This is a genomic window from Polynucleobacter parvulilacunae, assembly GCF_018881715.1.
GTDB lineage: Bacteria > Pseudomonadota > Gammaproteobacteria > Burkholderiales > Burkholderiaceae > Polynucleobacter > Polynucleobacter parvulilacunae.
The window spans coordinates 144,773-159,394 of the sequence record NZ_JACVPW010000013.1 but is presented as its reverse complement, the minus strand read 5'-3'; the positions used below and the strand labels follow the sequence as shown (position 1 = coordinate 159,394).

The following is a 14,622-nucleotide window of genomic DNA, read 5'->3' as shown; positions in this document are numbered from 1 at the left end:
CATTCTGCGTTATGCGCCAATTTGCTTCAGTTCGACTGAACTCCTTAAGAGCAGTACTTACCTTCTAGGCTTCTAACATCAGCCGACTTATCGTCAACCATCATATTTAGAGTCTTTTGTGCAAGATCGCGATTCTCTGGAGTCTTTAGGCTAGCGTTGATTAATGTAGATACATCTTTACGAATTGAAGTGTTGCCATAACGCAAGCCTTTCAACGTAGATACTGCTTCAGCAGAAATCTTGCACTGCTGATTTACTAACTCAGAAGAATCTGACGGAGATGTATTCGCGTACGCGAATGCAGCAACAGAGATTGTTACGGCTGCTAATAGAGTCTTTTTCATCTTAGTTCCTTATTTTGTGACCACACGTTGGACAACAACCTACTTCTTTCGCCTTCGTCTTTCTGAGGGCGGCATACACACTGGATTCTGAAATTTGCATTTTTCTTGCTGCCTGAGCAGCGGTCATGCCCTTCCCTACCCACTCCAAGGCTTGATGTGTTTTCGGTATTTGTCTCTTCATTCCATCTCCCAGTTCTAGCACTATAACACAACATCTGAAGTTGTGAACTTGTGAAGTATATTAATTGTCTAGTGAGATACCCTAATGAGGAAAATTGACTGGGGGCTTGGCCTAAGGCCTTTACTGACAAAGGCTGTAAGTCAGTAAAACTGGGCTTTAACTAGAAATAGTATTATTTGGGGAACTTAGGGGGCTTTATATGCAACGAAACATTTATCGAGTTGTTTTATTACTAACAGTTAGTGCCGGCCTTCTTGCCTGCAATATGAATGACAGAAAGATTAGCGGCTGGGAAATTAATGATGTTTACCACTCGACGATCATCACGCCGAATTCAGCAACGGGTGGCAAGACTTATCAAGGCCCTCCTATCAATACGATGGATGAAGCCAATACCTATGAAATGTTTAGCTTAAGAGCCGAGCAAACCAAGCAAGGAGCTAAGACATATGAGCTCAATGCACAACTAACCTATTTCTCGCAGTGGCGTTATTACGATTCCGCGATCTTAGAAAACACCCCTGCCACTACATTTAAAGTTATAGGTAGAGAAGCTGGTGCTTGCGGCGATAGAGGCTGCATCTTTAGAGAGGTAGTCTCTATTCAAATTACTGAAGCATTCCTCAAAGAAAAAATGAAGAAAGGTTTCATCATCACCCTTTCCGCCAAGAATGGAGTGAAGACTGAACTCTTTGTGCCACCACAATATATCCAAGGCTATATGCAGGCCGTTGGCGCAATCAGTAATTAAGCAAAGAAAAAGCCCCGTCAGGGGCTTTTTCTTTAACTCATATTTCAAGATTACATTCCAACCAAGATAACCGCAGAAGTTGCAGCAGTTGCATTTTGGTTTACGGTTGGAGCGGATGGTGCTGGTGCTGGGGATGGCGCTGAACTAGAGGAGCTACTTCCTCCACCACCACCACCGCATGCCACCAATAAGCTAGCACCGAGCAATACAAATAGGTATTGAATTTTCATAAGTTAGATCTCTTGACAAACGCCTGTGCTCGGGAGGCTTCCACTACCGCTAAATACCAGGGCTATAGAAACCCTCAAGCATTTGAAGACAATCAGAGTGAACTCCTATTTATTCCCTAGCTCTTTGCATAAGGAGCGCGCTCTATCTAATATGGCCCTACTTGCAATGATGAGAAAGATGCCTAAGTACGCAGACTTTGTGCCGCATGGCTTTAGATCTACATTTCGTGACTGGGCTGCCGAGACTACTGAATACTCAAATGAGACTGTCGAGTTAGCTTTGGCGCACACGATTCAGAATAAGGCGGAGGCGGCCTATAGAAGGCAAGATCAGCTGGAAAAACGGGTTTGCTTGATGAGCGACTGGGAGGGCTTTATAGAAAAATGCATGGAAAATCTGTCCAGTAAAGAGGCGTCCCTTTGGCGGAATTACAAGCCTACATTTTCTACTCTAAACCATTAAAAGACTTATAAATAAGTCATTAAAACACTTAAAGACTCTTTTATGAGTCATATTTATTGATCTATGGCGTATAAACAGGTATATTAAAGCCTCATACCTAACAAAATGCATGAGGCAACTATGCGCGTAGATCAAGAGCTGACCCTAACATCAAAGCAACTTGGCCAATCCGCTGAAATAGCGCAATGCCTTGTTTCTTTGCGTCTTGCGCGTCGTGTTCGCCAAGGTGAAGCAGCAGTCCGTGCCGGCCTATCTCGCGCCACTGCACAGCGCATTGAAAAGGGTGATCCTGGTGTAGCCGTTGGCGCGCTCCTGCGTTACTTAGATGCAATCGCTCCAGGCATGAACTTGTTGCAACTCTTAAGCGGAGATGATCCTGCGATCATTGCTTTAGAGCGTCGCTCACGTCCACAACGCGTGCGTGATTTAAGTGCAGCGGAAATGAAAGCGCTTGATTTCTGATGGCCAATACCACTAAGGATCTTTTTGTCTTTGCCAATCTTGATGGGCAATTTGTACCAGCAGGACAACTGCAAGTAGATGAAGAAGGCTCAAGACTTATTGCCTCTTCATTTGCTTATGGCTTGCGTTACTTAGATAGGAGCAACGCACAAGAAGTAGATCCAGTCGCCCTTAGTCTTAAGAGTAAAAGTGAGATCAAAGGTAAACGCCTCATTCCACCTAACGGCTTAGAGGCTTTTGGTGGAATTCGGGATGCTGCTCCTGATTCTTGGGGAAGAAGAGTGATTGAAGCTAGGCTTAAGGTTCCAGCCAATAGCCTGCCAGAATCAACCTATCTACTCGAAGCGGGCAGTGATCGTGTTGGGGCTTTAGACATTCGGTCTTCTTTAGATCAAGAGGAGCGCCCTGCTCATGAAAGTATTCACAATCTATCTTACGTACTGGAAGGTGCACAAAAGATTGAGGCTGGCTTACCTGTATCAGAAGCGTTATCGAGAATTTTGATTGTAGGTAGCGGTCTTGGGGGCATGCGTCCTAAGGCAAGCGTGCGTGATGATGACAACATTTTATGGATGGCCAAGTTCCCAGGTAACGCAGATGGCGCTTTAGATGTACCAAGCATTGAATACGCCACACTCAAACTTGCGCAGTTAGCCGGTCTTAATGTAGCGCAAACGCAATTAGAACAAGTTGGCAAGAAAAAAGTGTTGATGGTCAAACGCTTTGATCGCTCTTGGACTGCTTTTGCTCGGTCACTAGAAATTCGTCATCATGTCGTTAGCGCCCTCACCTTAGTTGCCTGTCACGAATCAGAATCCAACACAAAAAGCTATATGGATATTGCGGATACCATCCGCAGATATTGCGTGGTTCAAACAGTCAAAGCTGATATTGAAGAACTATATGCACGCATGATCTTTAATATTTTTGTTAGTAACGATGATGATCATCTACGCAATCATGCATTCTTATGGAGCCATGCACTTAAAGGTTGGAGCCTGAGCCCACTCTATGACGTGATGCCTCATGCAGTCATTGCAAGTGAGCGTTATCAACATCTAGGTGTTGGACCACAAGGTAAATTGGCCACACTAGATAATGCCTATGGTGCCAAAGAGCGCTTTGGCCTTTCCGCGCAGCAAGCAAGCGACATTATCGATCGTGTATGGCGAGTAACTAGGCAATGGAAAACTCACTTTGAAAGCCTTGGAATTGCTGCAGATCAAATCGAAGAAATCTCTCTAGCCTTTAGGCGTATCGATGATATTTGCAGCCCTGAATTAATCAAGACTTTAGCCAAAAACTAAGCTCTCATTATGAAGCGTATGGTGGGTAACTAGATTTCAATTATTAAAGATGGATTAAATGCTGGGTTCTCAGCATGATTAGATCGCACATAACCGCGAGGATTACAAACCACCCTAGTGCCATGCATTTGATAATCACAGGAGTCATGCGTATGCCCATGAATCCATAAAGACATCTTTCCAAAGAGATGGGCTAACTCGGAGGCAAAACAGGTGGATAGTAGATCCGGTTTATATCGCTCCGCTACTGAACTCATTGAGGGTAGATGATGAGTAACCACTACCGTCTTGCCACTAAAGGGACTCTCTAACTCTTTTTGCAGCCAAGCCAGTGACTTTTCATGCAATTGGATAGACTTTTTCGGGGAAAAATTTCTACCTCCGTCACGGATTCTTCTGAAGTCATTTAAGTAAAGCTCGCCATACGATAAGCATTTAGATTTAAGATCTTCGCCAAATAATAAAAAGTCTGTCCATAAAGTAGCCCCTAAAAAACGAACGGGAGTATTTAACTGCGAATCATATAGCTCAACCCCATAGTCATCAAGGAAATGAATGCCGTTTTCTGCGCATGTATTTTGGATGTCCTCAATGACATGAGAACGCTGAGAACCATAGAACTCATGGTTGCCAGCCACATAAATAATTTCTTGATCCGAAAAAGATTTCCTGGCCCAAGTTACACCTTCCGCGCGAAGGCCGATATCACCCGCCAGAATAATCACATCTGCTGCATTTGATCCGGGGGTAAAGTCAGCAAACTCTAGATGCAAATCACTCAGTACATGAAGTTTCATAAATTGGATAAGACACGATCTTGGTTTTTATATTTAAATCTAGTGCATTCAATTAATTAACCATGCTGCCAAGATGCAACAAGCGATTATTGGCTTAAATGGTATTGGCCACATATCTGCAACCACATATTATTTGGGTGGTAAGCGTACTGGTAAGCGGGAGTAATAAAGAAAAAGCCCCGGTTAAGGGGCTAAGTCTATGTTGCATATAGTAAAAAGAGGAAAAAATGCCAAAAGTGCTGGCGGAGACGAGAGGATTCGAACCTCCGATCAGAGTTTTAGCCCCGATGCTCCCTTAGCAGGGGAGTGCCTTCGACCAGCTCGGCCACGTCTCCGTACTTCTTACTATTACAACGCCCCACAGTTTAACGGATAACCGCTTCTGAGGGGTTTATTACTCTTTTACTTACTTCTGGTCCAGCTCGAATGCCTTGTGTAGGGCACGTACAGCCAATTCCATGTATTTCTCATCAATCACTACTGAGATCTTGATTTCGCTAGTGGAGATCATCAAGATATTGATGCCCTCTTCTGACAAGGTGCGGAACATCTTGCTGGCGATACCAACGTGTGAACGCATGCCTACGCCCACTACTGAAACCTTAGAAACCTTTGGATCACCAGAGATTTCTTTTGCCTCGATATGTGCTTGTACAGTGTTCTTTAGCAAGTCCAATGCTTTTTGATAATCAGAGCGCGGCACTGTAAAAGTAAAATCTGTTTTACCTTCTACAGACTGGTTCTGAATGATGATGTCCACATCAATATTGGCATCCGCAATCGGCCCCAGAATTTGATATGCAATACCTGGGCGATCAGGAACTCCAAGAACGGTAATCTTCGCTTCATCACGCGCAAAGGCGATGCCGGAAATAACTGCGGCTTCCATAGTGCTGTCCTCTTCAAATGTAATCAAGGTGCCTGAGCTCATCTCATCAGCTAAAGGCATCAATGGGTCTGTCAAAGAAGACAGAACCCGGGTTTTAACTTTGTACTTACCTGCAAACTCGACTGAACGAATCTGCAATACCTTTGAACCTAAGCTTGCCATTTCTAGCATCTCTTCAAAAGTAATTTTGTCTAAGCGACGAGCATCTTCGCAGACGCGTGGGTCGGTTGTGTAAACACCATCAACATCGGTGTAGATTAAGCACTCGTCTGCCTTTAAGGCTGCAGCCATCGCCACTGCTGATGTATCAGAACCGCCACGACCTAATGTGGTGATGTTGCCGTTCGGATCAACGCCTTGGAAGCCAGTAACCACTACTGCACGTCCAGCATTAAGATCTTTCAGAATCTTTTCGCTCTCAATACTCTTGATACGCGCTTTAGTAAATGATGAATCGGTATGCACCGTTACTTGCCAACCGGCGTAACTCACTGCATCGATACCTTCGCGCATCAATGCCAAAGCCAACAAGCCAGAACTCACTTGCTCACCGGTTGAGGCGATTTGATCTAATTCGCGTGGGCTTGCATCTGGGTTAATTTCTTTTGCAAGACCTAGCAGGCGATTTGTCTCGCCTGACATAGCTGAAGGCACAACCACCACTTGGTGGCCAGCGCGCATCCATTTGGCTACGCGTTTAGCAACATTGGCAATGCGCTCTGTTGAGCCCATTGAGGTGCCGCCATATTTATGAACGATAAGAGCCATAAAAACCGTCTATTTAACTGTCTGTAACAAGGAAATGAATCCTTGAGGGTATAAAAAGGGCTTATTTTACAGGGTTTTGCACCCATTCCGGGAGTATTCGCCTTCCCGTGGATGTGATATGTGGGTAACTAAGCCCAATCCCCGCTACAGCGATCAGTGCATCGCCAATATAGAGTAAGGGTGCCTGACGCTCCCAGGGAGGCACATCGGCCTCTTGGTAGAGGTTTTTGAGTGTTTTACGAGGGGTCTTAGGCTTAATCTGAATCTTCTCGGAGCCAATACGCTCTCTGAGGGTAATTTGATTATTGTCTTGGGCAGTTTTTACCCAATCCGCCGGAAGCCCCAATTGCTTGGAATTGGCTGGCAATGTTTTGAGAATCCAGCGTCCCGCTTCCGCATTGGCAACTTGGAGCATGCCACGCCAAAGGTAAATCTTTCTCTCATCATGAAGCCATTCCAGATTGGCATCAGCTTTGACTTTCGCAAGATCACGCCACCAAGCTTGTAAGCGCTCTTGAGATGGCATCGCTAACTGCTGTGTTTGGAGCCAATAACGCAAAACATTATTTGCCGCAGGTAAGTCATCATTAGCCAAAGCAAGTAGCGACGCCACTTTCAATTGACCTTTGTTGAGAATACTTTTGCTATCTTGTTGAGCCAAGCGATTTAGCAAGGCTTGCGCCTCTCCAAGCAGCTCAGCACTCCGCGCCATATTTGCTAATGCTTCGGGTTGAATATTTTCTAGAGCGGGAATGATTTTCTTACGAACAGCATTACGACGATATTTTGTGTCTTTATTGCTGGGGTCTTCAATCCATTTGAGCTTCTGCTCACTGGCGTAAGCCTCAAGCTCTTGTCTGCTTTGATTTAAGAGTGGTCGCCAAAGTGTAATGTTGTGATCATTGAGCTCTAGCTGCCTGCTGAGGGGCATGCCTGATAAGCCCGCTACGCCAGAGCCCCTAAGGAGTTGCAGAAGAACCGTTTCAGCTTGATCATTTTGGTGATGCGCCAAGAGTAAATCTTCGATGCCATATTCTTCGCAAAGATCAGCAAGCGCTTCGTAGCGCCCTGCTCTTGCTCTCGCCTCAATGTTGCCTTTTACTTCTGCAGCGTTGAGATGAAGAAGCCTGAAATCAAAATGAATTTTGTACTGCTTTGCGAGCTTTTCGCAGAAGATCAACCAATCATCTGCTGGCTTTTGTAAGCCATGATGAATATGAAAGGCATAGACTTGATTATGGTTTTTAGCCTGCGCTTTGCAAACTGTGTCGAGCAATACAACCGAATCGAGGCCACCACTGAGGGCAACCGCAATTCGTTTTCCTGGCTTAGGACTTTGCTGTGATTTCCTTGAACTTGCCATAACTCATCAAACGCTCATGACGACGCTCAAGCAATGCATCCACTTTCATGCCATCAAAAGTTTTTAAGGATTCAGCAAGTGCTTTGCGCATATTGCTCATCATATTGTCGTAATCACGATGTGCGCCGCCAATAGGTTCGGCAACAATCTTGTCAATTAAACCCAATGCTTTTAAGCGCTGTGCCGTTAAGCCAAGCTGCTCAGCCGCCTCTGGAGCCTTATCAGCCGTCTTCCAGAGGATGGAGGCACAGCCTTCAGGCGAGATCACTGAGTAAGTAGAGTTTTGCAACATCAACACTACATCACCCATCGCGATAGCCAATGCACCCCCGGAACCACCTTCACCAATGATGGTCGCGATGATGGGAACTTCGAGTTCAGCTTGAACATACAAATTGCGGCCAATCGCTTCAGACTGATTGCGCTCTTCTGCATCAATGCCCGGAAATGCACCAGGCGTATCAACGAATGTGAAAACAGGAATGCCAAACTTTTCTGCAAGGCGCATGAGACGCATTGCTTTGCGATAACCCTCAGGACGACTCATGCCGAAGTTTCGTAGGGCACGCTCTTTGGTGTCGCGACCTTTTTGATGGCCAATGACTATGCAAGGTTGGTTTTCAAAACGAGCCAAGCCACCGATGATCGATTGATCATCTGCAAACGTTCGATCACCATGCAACTCATGAAAGTCTGTAAATAAAGCACCAACGTAATCTAGCGTATAAGGACGCTGCGGATGACGCGCTACTTGAGATACTTGCCAAGGGGTGAGATTGGCGTAAACGTCTTTTGTAAGCTGCTGACTTTTTTCAGCCAGCGTTTTGATCTCATCGGAGATGTCTACCGATGACTCATCTTGCACAAAACGCAACTCTTCAATCTTTGACTCTAATTCGGCGATTTGCTGCTCAAAATCCAGGAAAGTCGTTTTCATAGTCTGATTTTAATATTCAACCGGGATCGGGTCGATACTTCTCCACATATACCAGGTGGCAACCGTACGCCATGGGGCCCAATTAGCAGCCACCTCACGGGCTTCATGGCGGCTGACAGGCTCTCCACTGAAGTAATTGAGGGAGATAGCCTTAATGAGACCTACGTCATCCAGAGGCAGAATATCGGGGCGAATCATGTTGAAAATGAGGAACATCTCCGCCGTCCAGCGGCCAATCCCCCGAATTGAGCTTAATTCTTTAATTACACTCTCATCATCCATATCTTTCCACTGATTGGCATGAAGACGGCCAGAATCAAAATGATCAGCTAAATCGCGGATGTATTCGACCTTACGCCCAGACAAACCAGCGGCACGCAATTCTTCAACGGAGAGTGCCAGGATATTTTTAGGGGTGACTTTCTTTTTGCTAGCAGCAACCACTCTATTCCAAACCGACTGCGCTGCCGCCACTGAAATCTGTTGCCCAACAATTGCTCTTGCCAAAGTATTAAATGGATCGCCACGAGTAACTAAAAATCCTGAGCCATATTTAGGAATCAGTTTTTTCAGAATGCGATCTTGCTTCATCAATTCTTTACAAGCTTGCTCCCAGTATTCCGGGGCCACCTCTTCCAGGATTGATTCTACTTTTTCTGCTTTATCTACTTTTACTGCAGTCATTAAGCCCTACGCCATTCTGTTAAGCCGCCGGGTTTATCTTCCAAAACGATGCCTTGCTCAAGCAATGCTTTACGAATCGAGTCTGCTTTTGCAAAGTCTTTCGCTTGTTTAGCAGCAACACGCGCCGCAATGTGCTCTTCAATTTGCTCTGGACTCAAACCGCCCTGATCTTTAGATCCTGCTTGCAAAAATGCCGTTGGATCCCGCTGCAAGAAATTCAATGTTTTTCCAAGCGATTTCATGACGTTTGCAAGCAATTGCTTTTCGTCACCTTGTGCGCGATTAACTTCACTTGCCAAGTCAAATAAGACCGCAATCGCTTCTGGCGTATTGAAATCATCATTCATGGCATCGGCGAAGCGCTTAGCCCATGGGTTATTGGGGTCCAGGGTTAATGATTCAGCCTTAGGCGCCTGAGACAAAGCGGTATAGAGGCGTCCTAATCCTGAGCGCGCCTCTTCTAACTGAGAATCGCTGTAATTAATCGGACTGCGGTAATGCGCCTTCAACATGAAGAAGCGCAATACTTCAGGATCAAAGCTTTTCAGGACATCTCGAATTAAGAAGAAATTGCCTAACGACTTAGACATCTTTTCTTCATTCACACGAATGTGGCCGTTATGCATCCAATAATTTACAAAAGGAGCATCGTCCTCTTTGCGGTCTTTGCCGTACAGGGCGCCTTCACTTTGGGCAATTTCATTTTCGTGATGCGGAAACTGCAAGTCAGCACCGCCACCATGAATGTCAAAGTGTTCGCCCAGTAAGTCACAGGACATTGCTGAACATTCGATATGCCATCCAGGGCGCCCTTCACCCCAAGGTGATTTCCAGCGTGTATCAGCGGGCTCTTCTGGCTTGGCGCTTTTCCATAAAACGAAATCTAGTGGATCACGTTTGCCATCACCAATAGCAACTCGCTCGCCAGCGTTGAGTTCATCTAGCGTCTTTCCAGAAAGTTGACCGTAACGTGGCAATAAGCGCACAGCAAAATTAACATCTCCGTCATTCGCTTGATAAGCCAATTCGTTTTCAATCAGTTTGCCGATCATGCCCTGCATTTGTTGGATGTAATCGGTAGCGCGCGGTTCTTGATCGGGATGCATTAAACCCAACTCATCGGAGTCGGCATGCATCGCATCGATAAAACGATTAGTTAACGCAGAAATCGGCTCACCATTTTCAATGGCGCGATTGATGATCTTGTCATCAATATCCGTAATATTGCGTACATAGAGGACTTCATAACCGCTAGCCCTGAGCCAACGAACCACCATATCAAAGACAATCATGACTCTGGCATGGCCAATATGGCAAAAGTCATAGACCGTCATGCCGCAGACGTACATCTTCACCTTGCCCGGAACTATGGGCTTAAAGACCTGTTTTGAACGGCTAAGGGTGTTATAGATTTGCAGCATAGAGCTATAAAGGTGGGGCAAGTAGCGCCAATTTGTTAGACTGAGCGCTGAGTATATCGAATGAGCCCGTTTCACACCCCTTCCCCTATGCCCCATAAAGCTCCAGCGCCGCGTCCAGCCCTCATTACCGCCTTAGCACCAGCTTTTGCTACTTTTGCCGCCTTGGCAGCCCTGGCTTTGATAACAGGCTGTAGCACCCCTGCCCAGCAGCGCGCTGATGCTGAAATAACGGCATTAAATGCCCAGGAAATGAAATCTGGCCAGCTAGCCCCACAGCCCTATTTAGGGGGCTACAGCCCGACTGATCCCCCCAGACTTTCTGCGGACATGGGCTATGACCCATTGAATCCAGAATTATCCGAAACAGTTGGTGTGCCGTTTTTATCCTTTCTGATTATTGAGCCGGATCCAATTACCAAAAATGCCGTTCCTTCAGATGTTGAAAAACTCATTAAGGCGCGCAAATATCAAGATGCAGTAACGCAAATTAATTCTGATTTAAAGAAAACGCCACGCAATGTGCAATTGCGATTTGTAAAAGCACGTTTGCAAATAGAGATGCGCCAATTTGATCAAGCCAAAAAGACTTTGATTGAAATTACTCAACAATTTCCAGAGTTGCCTGAGCCCTACAACAATCTTGCGGCTATCGCAGCAAATCAAGGTCAGTGGATTGAGGCAAGAGATTATTTAGAGCTCGCTTTAAAACTCCGTCCTAGCTACGCTATTGCTTCAGCTAACTTGGGTGAAATCTACGTTCGCCTTGGTGCCCAAGCTTATGAAGATGCTGCTAAAAATGCGGCTCTGAATCAGCGTCAGTACGCCAACCGCGCAAAAGCATTGTTAGATGTATTGAAGCCGCCAGCTAAGCGTCCCGTGAGTCGCACCCTCAATCCCACAGTGAGTCCGGCAGGAAGTTCAACTTTGAATACTTCGGATTCTTTGCCAAGTAATAATCCATCCACCAACCTTCCAGAAAGCAGACCCAATAATGGCGAAAGTACTCTTAAAAACCAATAAGGGTGATATCACCCTCACTCTTGATGCAGCTAAGGCACCTAAAAGCGTTGCCAACTTCTTGCAGTATGTAAAAAGCGGTCATTACGACGGCACGATCTTTCATCGCGTCATTGATAACTTTATGGTTCAAGGCGGTGGTATGACTGCGGGCATGAAACAAAAGCCAACAGGCACAGAGATTGAAAACGAAGCCAATAATGGCCTCAAGAACGATCGCTATACCGTTGCCATGGCACGCACTAGTGATCCACATTCTGCTACAGCTCAATTCTTTATTAACGTGAATGACAATGATTTCTTAAACCACACAGCGCCAAATGCTCAAGGCTGGGGTTATGCAGTTTTTGGCAAAGTAACCGATGGCATGGATGTCGTTGATACCATTCGAAAGGTAAAGACTGGTAGCTCCGGTTTTCATCAAGACGTTCCAGCGGAAGATGTTGTTATTGAGAAGGCAACAGTTCTCGAGGAATGATTCCGCAATACGCGAGCGCACTGCTCATATCCGATTTACACCTCACACCGTCAATGCCCTTGACGGCGCAACGCTTTTTTGACTTTTGTGAAAAAGAAGCACCAAAAGTTGAGGCGGTATTTATTCTGGGTGACTTATTTGAATACTGGATTGGTGATGATGCATCCGCATCTTCACCTTTTCAGCAAGAAGTACAGCGTGCAATCGCCAATTTGTCGGCCAAAGTCAAAACTTACTACGTGCATGGCAATCGAGATTTTTTAATCGGCAAAAGTTTTCTTAAAAAAACTGGGATGACGCTCCTAGCAGATCCAACTACCGTGGAGATCGCTTCAGGAAAATGGGTACTCGCCCACGGCGATGCTTTATGTACTGCAGACCTTGGCTACCAAGTTTTTCGCAGTTGGGTTAGAAAACCATGGGTTCAAAAAATCTTCTTAACCCTGCCGCTCAATTGGCGCAAAGGTGTTGCGCAACATCTAAGAACCAATAGTCATAGCCAATACCAATCGCAGCAACGCACTGCTTCACATCAACTCAAAATGGATGTCACGCGCAAAGCCTGTGCTGCTGTATTGAAAGAACAATCTGGAAACAGATTAATCCACGGGCATACCCACTTGCCAGCTCACCATGAAGAGTCTTTGGGTGAGCAGCATTGGCAGCGCTGGGTTTTATCCGACTGGGATCTGGATCACCCAGAGAGCGGCCGCCCTCGAGCTAGCGCCCTGCTCATCGATAGCACTGGCGCAAAATTTATCGATCTAATTAAATAATCATTCAATTAAATAATTAGATCAATCTTTCTACTGAATTAAGAAGCCGAGTATTTAGAAAGTGACTGCACCATCTGCGCAAAGATGCGCGGATTAGCTGCCATCACTTCGCCGCTTTTTAGAAAGCCCTCTTCCCCGCGGTAGTTGCCAATCAGACCACCAGCTTCGGTGATAAGCAATGCACCTGCAGCCATATCCCATGGCTTGAGATCGCTCTCAAAGAAACCATCGTAACGACCAGCTGCCACATACGCTAAATCCAAAGATGCAGCACCAGGACGACGTAGGCCAGCACATTGACGTGACATCTCGCCAAAGATTTTTAAATATTTATCGAGGTCTTGATCTTCGCGATACGGAAAGCCCGTACCTAACAATGCATTCGCTAAGCGATCTTGCGAAGCAACGCGTAAACGCCGGCGATCTAAGTACGCACCTGCGCCACGAGTAGCAGTAAATAACTCATCACGGGTTGGGTCATAGACCACGGCTTGCTGAGTTACTCCATTTACGGCTAATGCAATCGATACCGCGTATTGTGGAAAGCCATGTATGAAATTGGTTGTGCCATCTAATGGATCAATGATCCAGACGTTTTCTGCATCCGCGTTGCGCTCACCAGTTTCTTCAGCCAAAAATCCATGGGTTGGATAGGCTTCGCTGAGCGTTTCAATGATGGCCGCTTCTGCGGCTTTGTCCACCTCGGTTACAAAATCGTTATGTTGCTTACGGTCAACTTGTAAGCGCTCCAAATTTAAGGAAGCGCGATTGATGACTGTTCCAGCGCGACGGGCGGCCTTTACGGCCACATTTAACATGGGATGCATAGTATTGATGGACAAATTAAATAAGAACAAGCTCCTTGTAATGCCGACAACTAGGCTAAATTGCACGACAATACGAAGCTAACAGATTGATTCTAAACGATTAGCGTCCAATACCCCCTACATCACCCCCTTTTAACGGCCTAAAAGCGCATCAATGAACCTTGATACCTCCGCATTACTTCGCTGGGTTTTAGTGGAAACCAGTCACCCCGGTAACGTGGGTTCGGCTGCTCGCGCCCTCAAAACCATGGGCTTTAGCGATCTTCGCCTAATCAACCCCAAGATTAAGGGTGTTGCCGCCAACCCAGAAGCTATAGCCCTGGCTAGCGGCGCAGCAGATATCTTAGAAGGATCCTCAGAAAGTGATTCTTTGGGCTCTGTGGTTGAGGGGTGTTCGCTAGTTTTGGGTCTAACTAGCCGTGATCGAGAATTTGGACCTCCTGCCATGGATTGGGAGAGTGCCAGAAGGTTAATTGCTGATTCCGCCTTAGGAGGAAATGAGGTCGCACTGCTATTTGGCCCAGAGAGAACTGGCTTAGATAACAATCACCTGGCTTTATGCACCCATCGAGTCTGGCTAGACGCCAATCCCGCTTATCCCTCGCTTAATCTAGCTCAGGCCATCATGGTCTGCGCCTACACCCTCAGAGAATCACTGCTGAGCAAGCGCGAAGGTGGGAATTCTCTTGGAATGCGTCAAGAAACGGCGGATTTTGCCGATCCCGCTGCAGTCGCTGCCATGCTGGAGCATTGGCGCGAAGGACTCGAGGCTATTGGCTATTTAGACCCAGCTAATCCTAAGAAGCTGATGCCTCGCATCCAAGCGCTATTTGCCCGAAGCCGCCTTCATAAGGAAGAGATTGATCTATTACGTGGCATCGCCAAACAGATGCTCCTGAGAAAATAAGCACATCCCGTTAAAATCAA

General features: G+C 46.1%; 17 protein-coding genes and 1 tRNA gene. 8 read left to right on the top strand and 10 right to left on the bottom strand.

Annotation, left to right across the window (positions count from 1 at the left end; all coding sequences use genetic code 11):
- Nucleotides 1-44 precede the first annotated feature (44 nt).
- The gene (locus ICN18_RS09245; RefSeq protein WP_216190210.1) at nt 45-344 is read right to left on the bottom strand and encodes a hypothetical protein; all 300 of its coding nucleotides are present in this window, start codon (nt 342-344) and stop codon (nt 45-47) included.
- A gap of 380 nt (nt 345-724) precedes the next feature.
- Here ICN18_RS09245 and ICN18_RS09240 point away from each other — a divergent pair, with 380 nt between their 5' ends.
- The gene (locus ICN18_RS09240; protein ID WP_216190209.1) at nt 725-1,276 is read left to right on the top strand and encodes a hypothetical protein; all 552 of its coding nucleotides are present in this window, start codon (nt 725-727) and stop codon (nt 1,274-1,276) included.
- A gap of 50 nt (nt 1,277-1,326) precedes the next feature.
- On the opposite strand, the gene ICN18_RS09235 is transcribed toward ICN18_RS09240, so the two are convergent.
- Nucleotides 1,327-1,506 (bottom strand): hypothetical protein, encoded by a 180-nt coding sequence (locus tag ICN18_RS09235; protein WP_216190208.1) that lies wholly within the window; start codon nt 1,504-1,506, stop codon nt 1,327-1,329.
- Nucleotides 1,507-1,588: 82 nt separating this feature from the next.
- Between ICN18_RS09235 and ICN18_RS09230 the strand changes: the two genes are divergently transcribed.
- The 3 genes from ICN18_RS09230 (at nt 1,589) to ICN18_RS09220 (ending at nt 3,738) form a co-directional block, all read left to right on the top strand.
- Nucleotides 1,589-1,969, top strand: a complete 381-nt coding sequence (locus ICN18_RS09230; protein WP_216190207.1) for a tyrosine-type recombinase/integrase — start codon at nt 1,589-1,591, stop codon at nt 1,967-1,969.
- Nucleotides 1,970-2,089: 120 nt separating this feature from the next.
- On the top strand, nt 2,090-2,431 hold the full coding sequence (locus ICN18_RS09225) for a helix-turn-helix domain-containing protein (protein ID WP_216190206.1): 342 nt from the start codon (nt 2,090-2,092) through the stop codon (nt 2,429-2,431).
- Nucleotides 2,431-3,738, top strand: coding sequence for a type II toxin-antitoxin system HipA family toxin (locus tag ICN18_RS09220; RefSeq protein WP_216190205.1), 1,308 nt, complete (start codon nt 2,431-2,433; stop codon nt 3,736-3,738). The genes ICN18_RS09225 and ICN18_RS09220 overlap by 1 nt, the downstream gene beginning before the upstream one ends.
- A 29-nt stretch (nt 3,739-3,767) precedes the next feature.
- On the opposite strand, the gene ICN18_RS09215 is transcribed toward ICN18_RS09220, so the two are convergent.
- From ICN18_RS09215 to cysS, 7 genes are all read right to left on the bottom strand, one after another.
- On the bottom strand, nt 3,768-4,535 hold the full coding sequence (locus ICN18_RS09215) for a metallophosphoesterase (RefSeq protein ID WP_216190204.1): 768 nt from the start codon (nt 4,533-4,535) through the stop codon (nt 3,768-3,770).
- Between the two features lie 240 nt (nt 4,536-4,775).
- Nucleotides 4,776-4,870 (bottom strand) — tRNA-Ser (locus ICN18_RS09210).
- A gap of 71 nt (nt 4,871-4,941) precedes the next feature.
- A complete protein-coding gene (locus ICN18_RS09205) occupies nt 4,942-6,192 on the bottom strand; it encodes an aspartate kinase (RefSeq protein WP_216190203.1) in 1,251 nt (416 codons plus the stop codon).
- Between the two features lie 61 nt (nt 6,193-6,253).
- Nucleotides 6,254-7,555 carry a tRNA lysidine(34) synthetase TilS gene (tilS, locus tag ICN18_RS09200; protein ID WP_216190202.1) on the bottom strand — a complete coding sequence of 434 codons (1,302 nt, stop codon included), beginning with the start codon at nt 7,553-7,555 and terminating at the stop codon, nt 6,254-6,256.
- Nucleotides 7,521-8,492: an acetyl-CoA carboxylase carboxyltransferase subunit alpha gene (locus ICN18_RS09195; RefSeq protein ID WP_216190201.1), complete on the bottom strand. Its 972-nt coding sequence runs from the start codon at nt 8,490-8,492 to the stop codon at nt 7,521-7,523. Before ICN18_RS09195 ends, tilS begins: the two co-directional genes overlap by 35 nt.
- Before the next feature lie 9 nt (nt 8,493-8,501).
- Entirely contained in the window at nt 8,502-9,176 is a 675-nt protein-coding gene (locus ICN18_RS09190) for a DNA-3-methyladenine glycosylase family protein (protein WP_216190200.1), read from the bottom strand.
- Nucleotides 9,176-10,597: a cysteine--tRNA ligase gene (cysS, locus tag ICN18_RS09185; protein WP_216190199.1), complete on the bottom strand. Its 1,422-nt coding sequence runs from the start codon at nt 10,595-10,597 to the stop codon at nt 9,176-9,178. The genes ICN18_RS09190 and cysS overlap by 1 nt, the downstream gene beginning before the upstream one ends.
- A gap of 60 nt (nt 10,598-10,657) precedes the next feature.
- Between cysS and ICN18_RS09180 the strand changes: the two genes are divergently transcribed.
- Genes ICN18_RS09180 through ICN18_RS09170 form a run of 3 tightly spaced genes read left to right on the top strand, consistent with a single transcriptional unit; the run spans nt 10,658 to nt 12,868 of the window.
- Nucleotides 10,658-11,617, top strand: coding sequence for a tetratricopeptide repeat protein (locus tag ICN18_RS09180; RefSeq protein WP_216190198.1), 960 nt, complete (start codon nt 10,658-10,660; stop codon nt 11,615-11,617).
- A complete protein-coding gene (locus tag ICN18_RS09175) occupies nt 11,589-12,092 on the top strand; it encodes a peptidylprolyl isomerase (protein WP_216190197.1) in 504 nt (167 codons plus the stop codon). The genes ICN18_RS09180 and ICN18_RS09175 overlap by 29 nt, the downstream gene beginning before the upstream one ends.
- The gene (locus ICN18_RS09170) at nt 12,089-12,868 is read left to right on the top strand and encodes a UDP-2,3-diacylglucosamine diphosphatase (protein WP_216190196.1); all 780 of its coding nucleotides are present in this window, start codon (nt 12,089-12,091) and stop codon (nt 12,866-12,868) included. Before ICN18_RS09175 ends, ICN18_RS09170 begins: the two co-directional genes overlap by 4 nt.
- Before the next feature lie 38 nt (nt 12,869-12,906).
- Here the strand turns inward: ICN18_RS09170 and ICN18_RS09165 are convergent, their stop codons facing one another.
- Complete coding sequence (locus ICN18_RS09165; protein WP_216190195.1) at nt 12,907-13,695, bottom strand: inositol monophosphatase family protein; 789 nt, start codon at nt 13,693-13,695, stop codon at nt 12,907-12,909.
- A gap of 154 nt (nt 13,696-13,849) precedes the next feature.
- Between ICN18_RS09165 and ICN18_RS09160 the strand changes: the two genes are divergently transcribed.
- On the top strand, nt 13,850-14,602 hold the full coding sequence (locus ICN18_RS09160) for an RNA methyltransferase (RefSeq protein WP_216190194.1): 753 nt from the start codon (nt 13,850-13,852) through the stop codon (nt 14,600-14,602).
- The last annotated feature ends 20 nt before the right edge of the window (nt 14,603-14,622 follow it).

Excerpts from the sequence above, each read along its gene's own strand:
- ICN18_RS09195 (WP_216190201.1), bottom strand. The coding sequence starts at position 8,492 with ATGAAAACGACTTTCCTGGATTTTGAGCAGCAAATCGCCGAATTAGAG.
- ICN18_RS09175 (WP_216190197.1), top strand. The coding sequence starts at position 11,589 with ATGGCGAAAGTACTCTTAAAAACCAATAAGGGTGATATCACCCTCACT.
- ICN18_RS09170 (WP_216190196.1), top strand. The coding sequence starts at position 12,089 with ATGATTCCGCAATACGCGAGCGCACTGCTCATATCCGATTTACACCTC.
- ICN18_RS09225 (WP_216190206.1), top strand. The coding sequence starts at position 2,090 with ATGCGCGTAGATCAAGAGCTGACCCTAACATCAAAGCAACTTGGCCAA.
- ICN18_RS09165 (WP_216190195.1), bottom strand. The coding sequence starts at position 13,695 with ATGCATCCCATGTTAAATGTGGCCGTAAAGGCCGCCCGTCGCGCTGGA.
- cysS (WP_216190199.1), bottom strand. The coding sequence starts at position 10,597 with ATGCTGCAAATCTATAACACCCTTAGCCGTTCAAAACAGGTCTTTAAG.
- ICN18_RS09205 (WP_216190203.1), bottom strand. The coding sequence starts at position 6,192 with ATGGCTCTTATCGTTCATAAATATGGCGGCACCTCAATGGGCTCAACA.
- ICN18_RS09220 (WP_216190205.1), top strand. The coding sequence starts at position 2,431 with ATGGCCAATACCACTAAGGATCTTTTTGTCTTTGCCAATCTTGATGGG.
- ICN18_RS09235 (WP_216190208.1), bottom strand. The coding sequence starts at position 1,506 with ATGAAAATTCAATACCTATTTGTATTGCTCGGTGCTAGCTTATTGGTG.
- ICN18_RS09180 (WP_216190198.1), top strand. The coding sequence starts at position 10,658 with ATGAGCCCGTTTCACACCCCTTCCCCTATGCCCCATAAAGCTCCAGCG.
- ICN18_RS09160 (WP_216190194.1), top strand. The coding sequence starts at position 13,850 with ATGAACCTTGATACCTCCGCATTACTTCGCTGGGTTTTAGTGGAAACC.
- tilS (WP_216190202.1), bottom strand. The coding sequence starts at position 7,555 with ATGGCAAGTTCAAGGAAATCACAGCAAAGTCCTAAGCCAGGAAAACGA.
- ICN18_RS09245 (WP_216190210.1), bottom strand. The coding sequence starts at position 344 with ATGAAAAAGACTCTATTAGCAGCCGTAACAATCTCTGTTGCTGCATTC.
- ICN18_RS09240 (WP_216190209.1), top strand. The coding sequence starts at position 725 with ATGCAACGAAACATTTATCGAGTTGTTTTATTACTAACAGTTAGTGCC.
- ICN18_RS09215 (WP_216190204.1), bottom strand. The coding sequence starts at position 4,535 with ATGAAACTTCATGTACTGAGTGATTTGCATCTAGAGTTTGCTGACTTT.
- ICN18_RS09190 (WP_216190200.1), bottom strand. The coding sequence starts at position 9,176 with ATGACTGCAGTAAAAGTAGATAAAGCAGAAAAAGTAGAATCAATCCTG.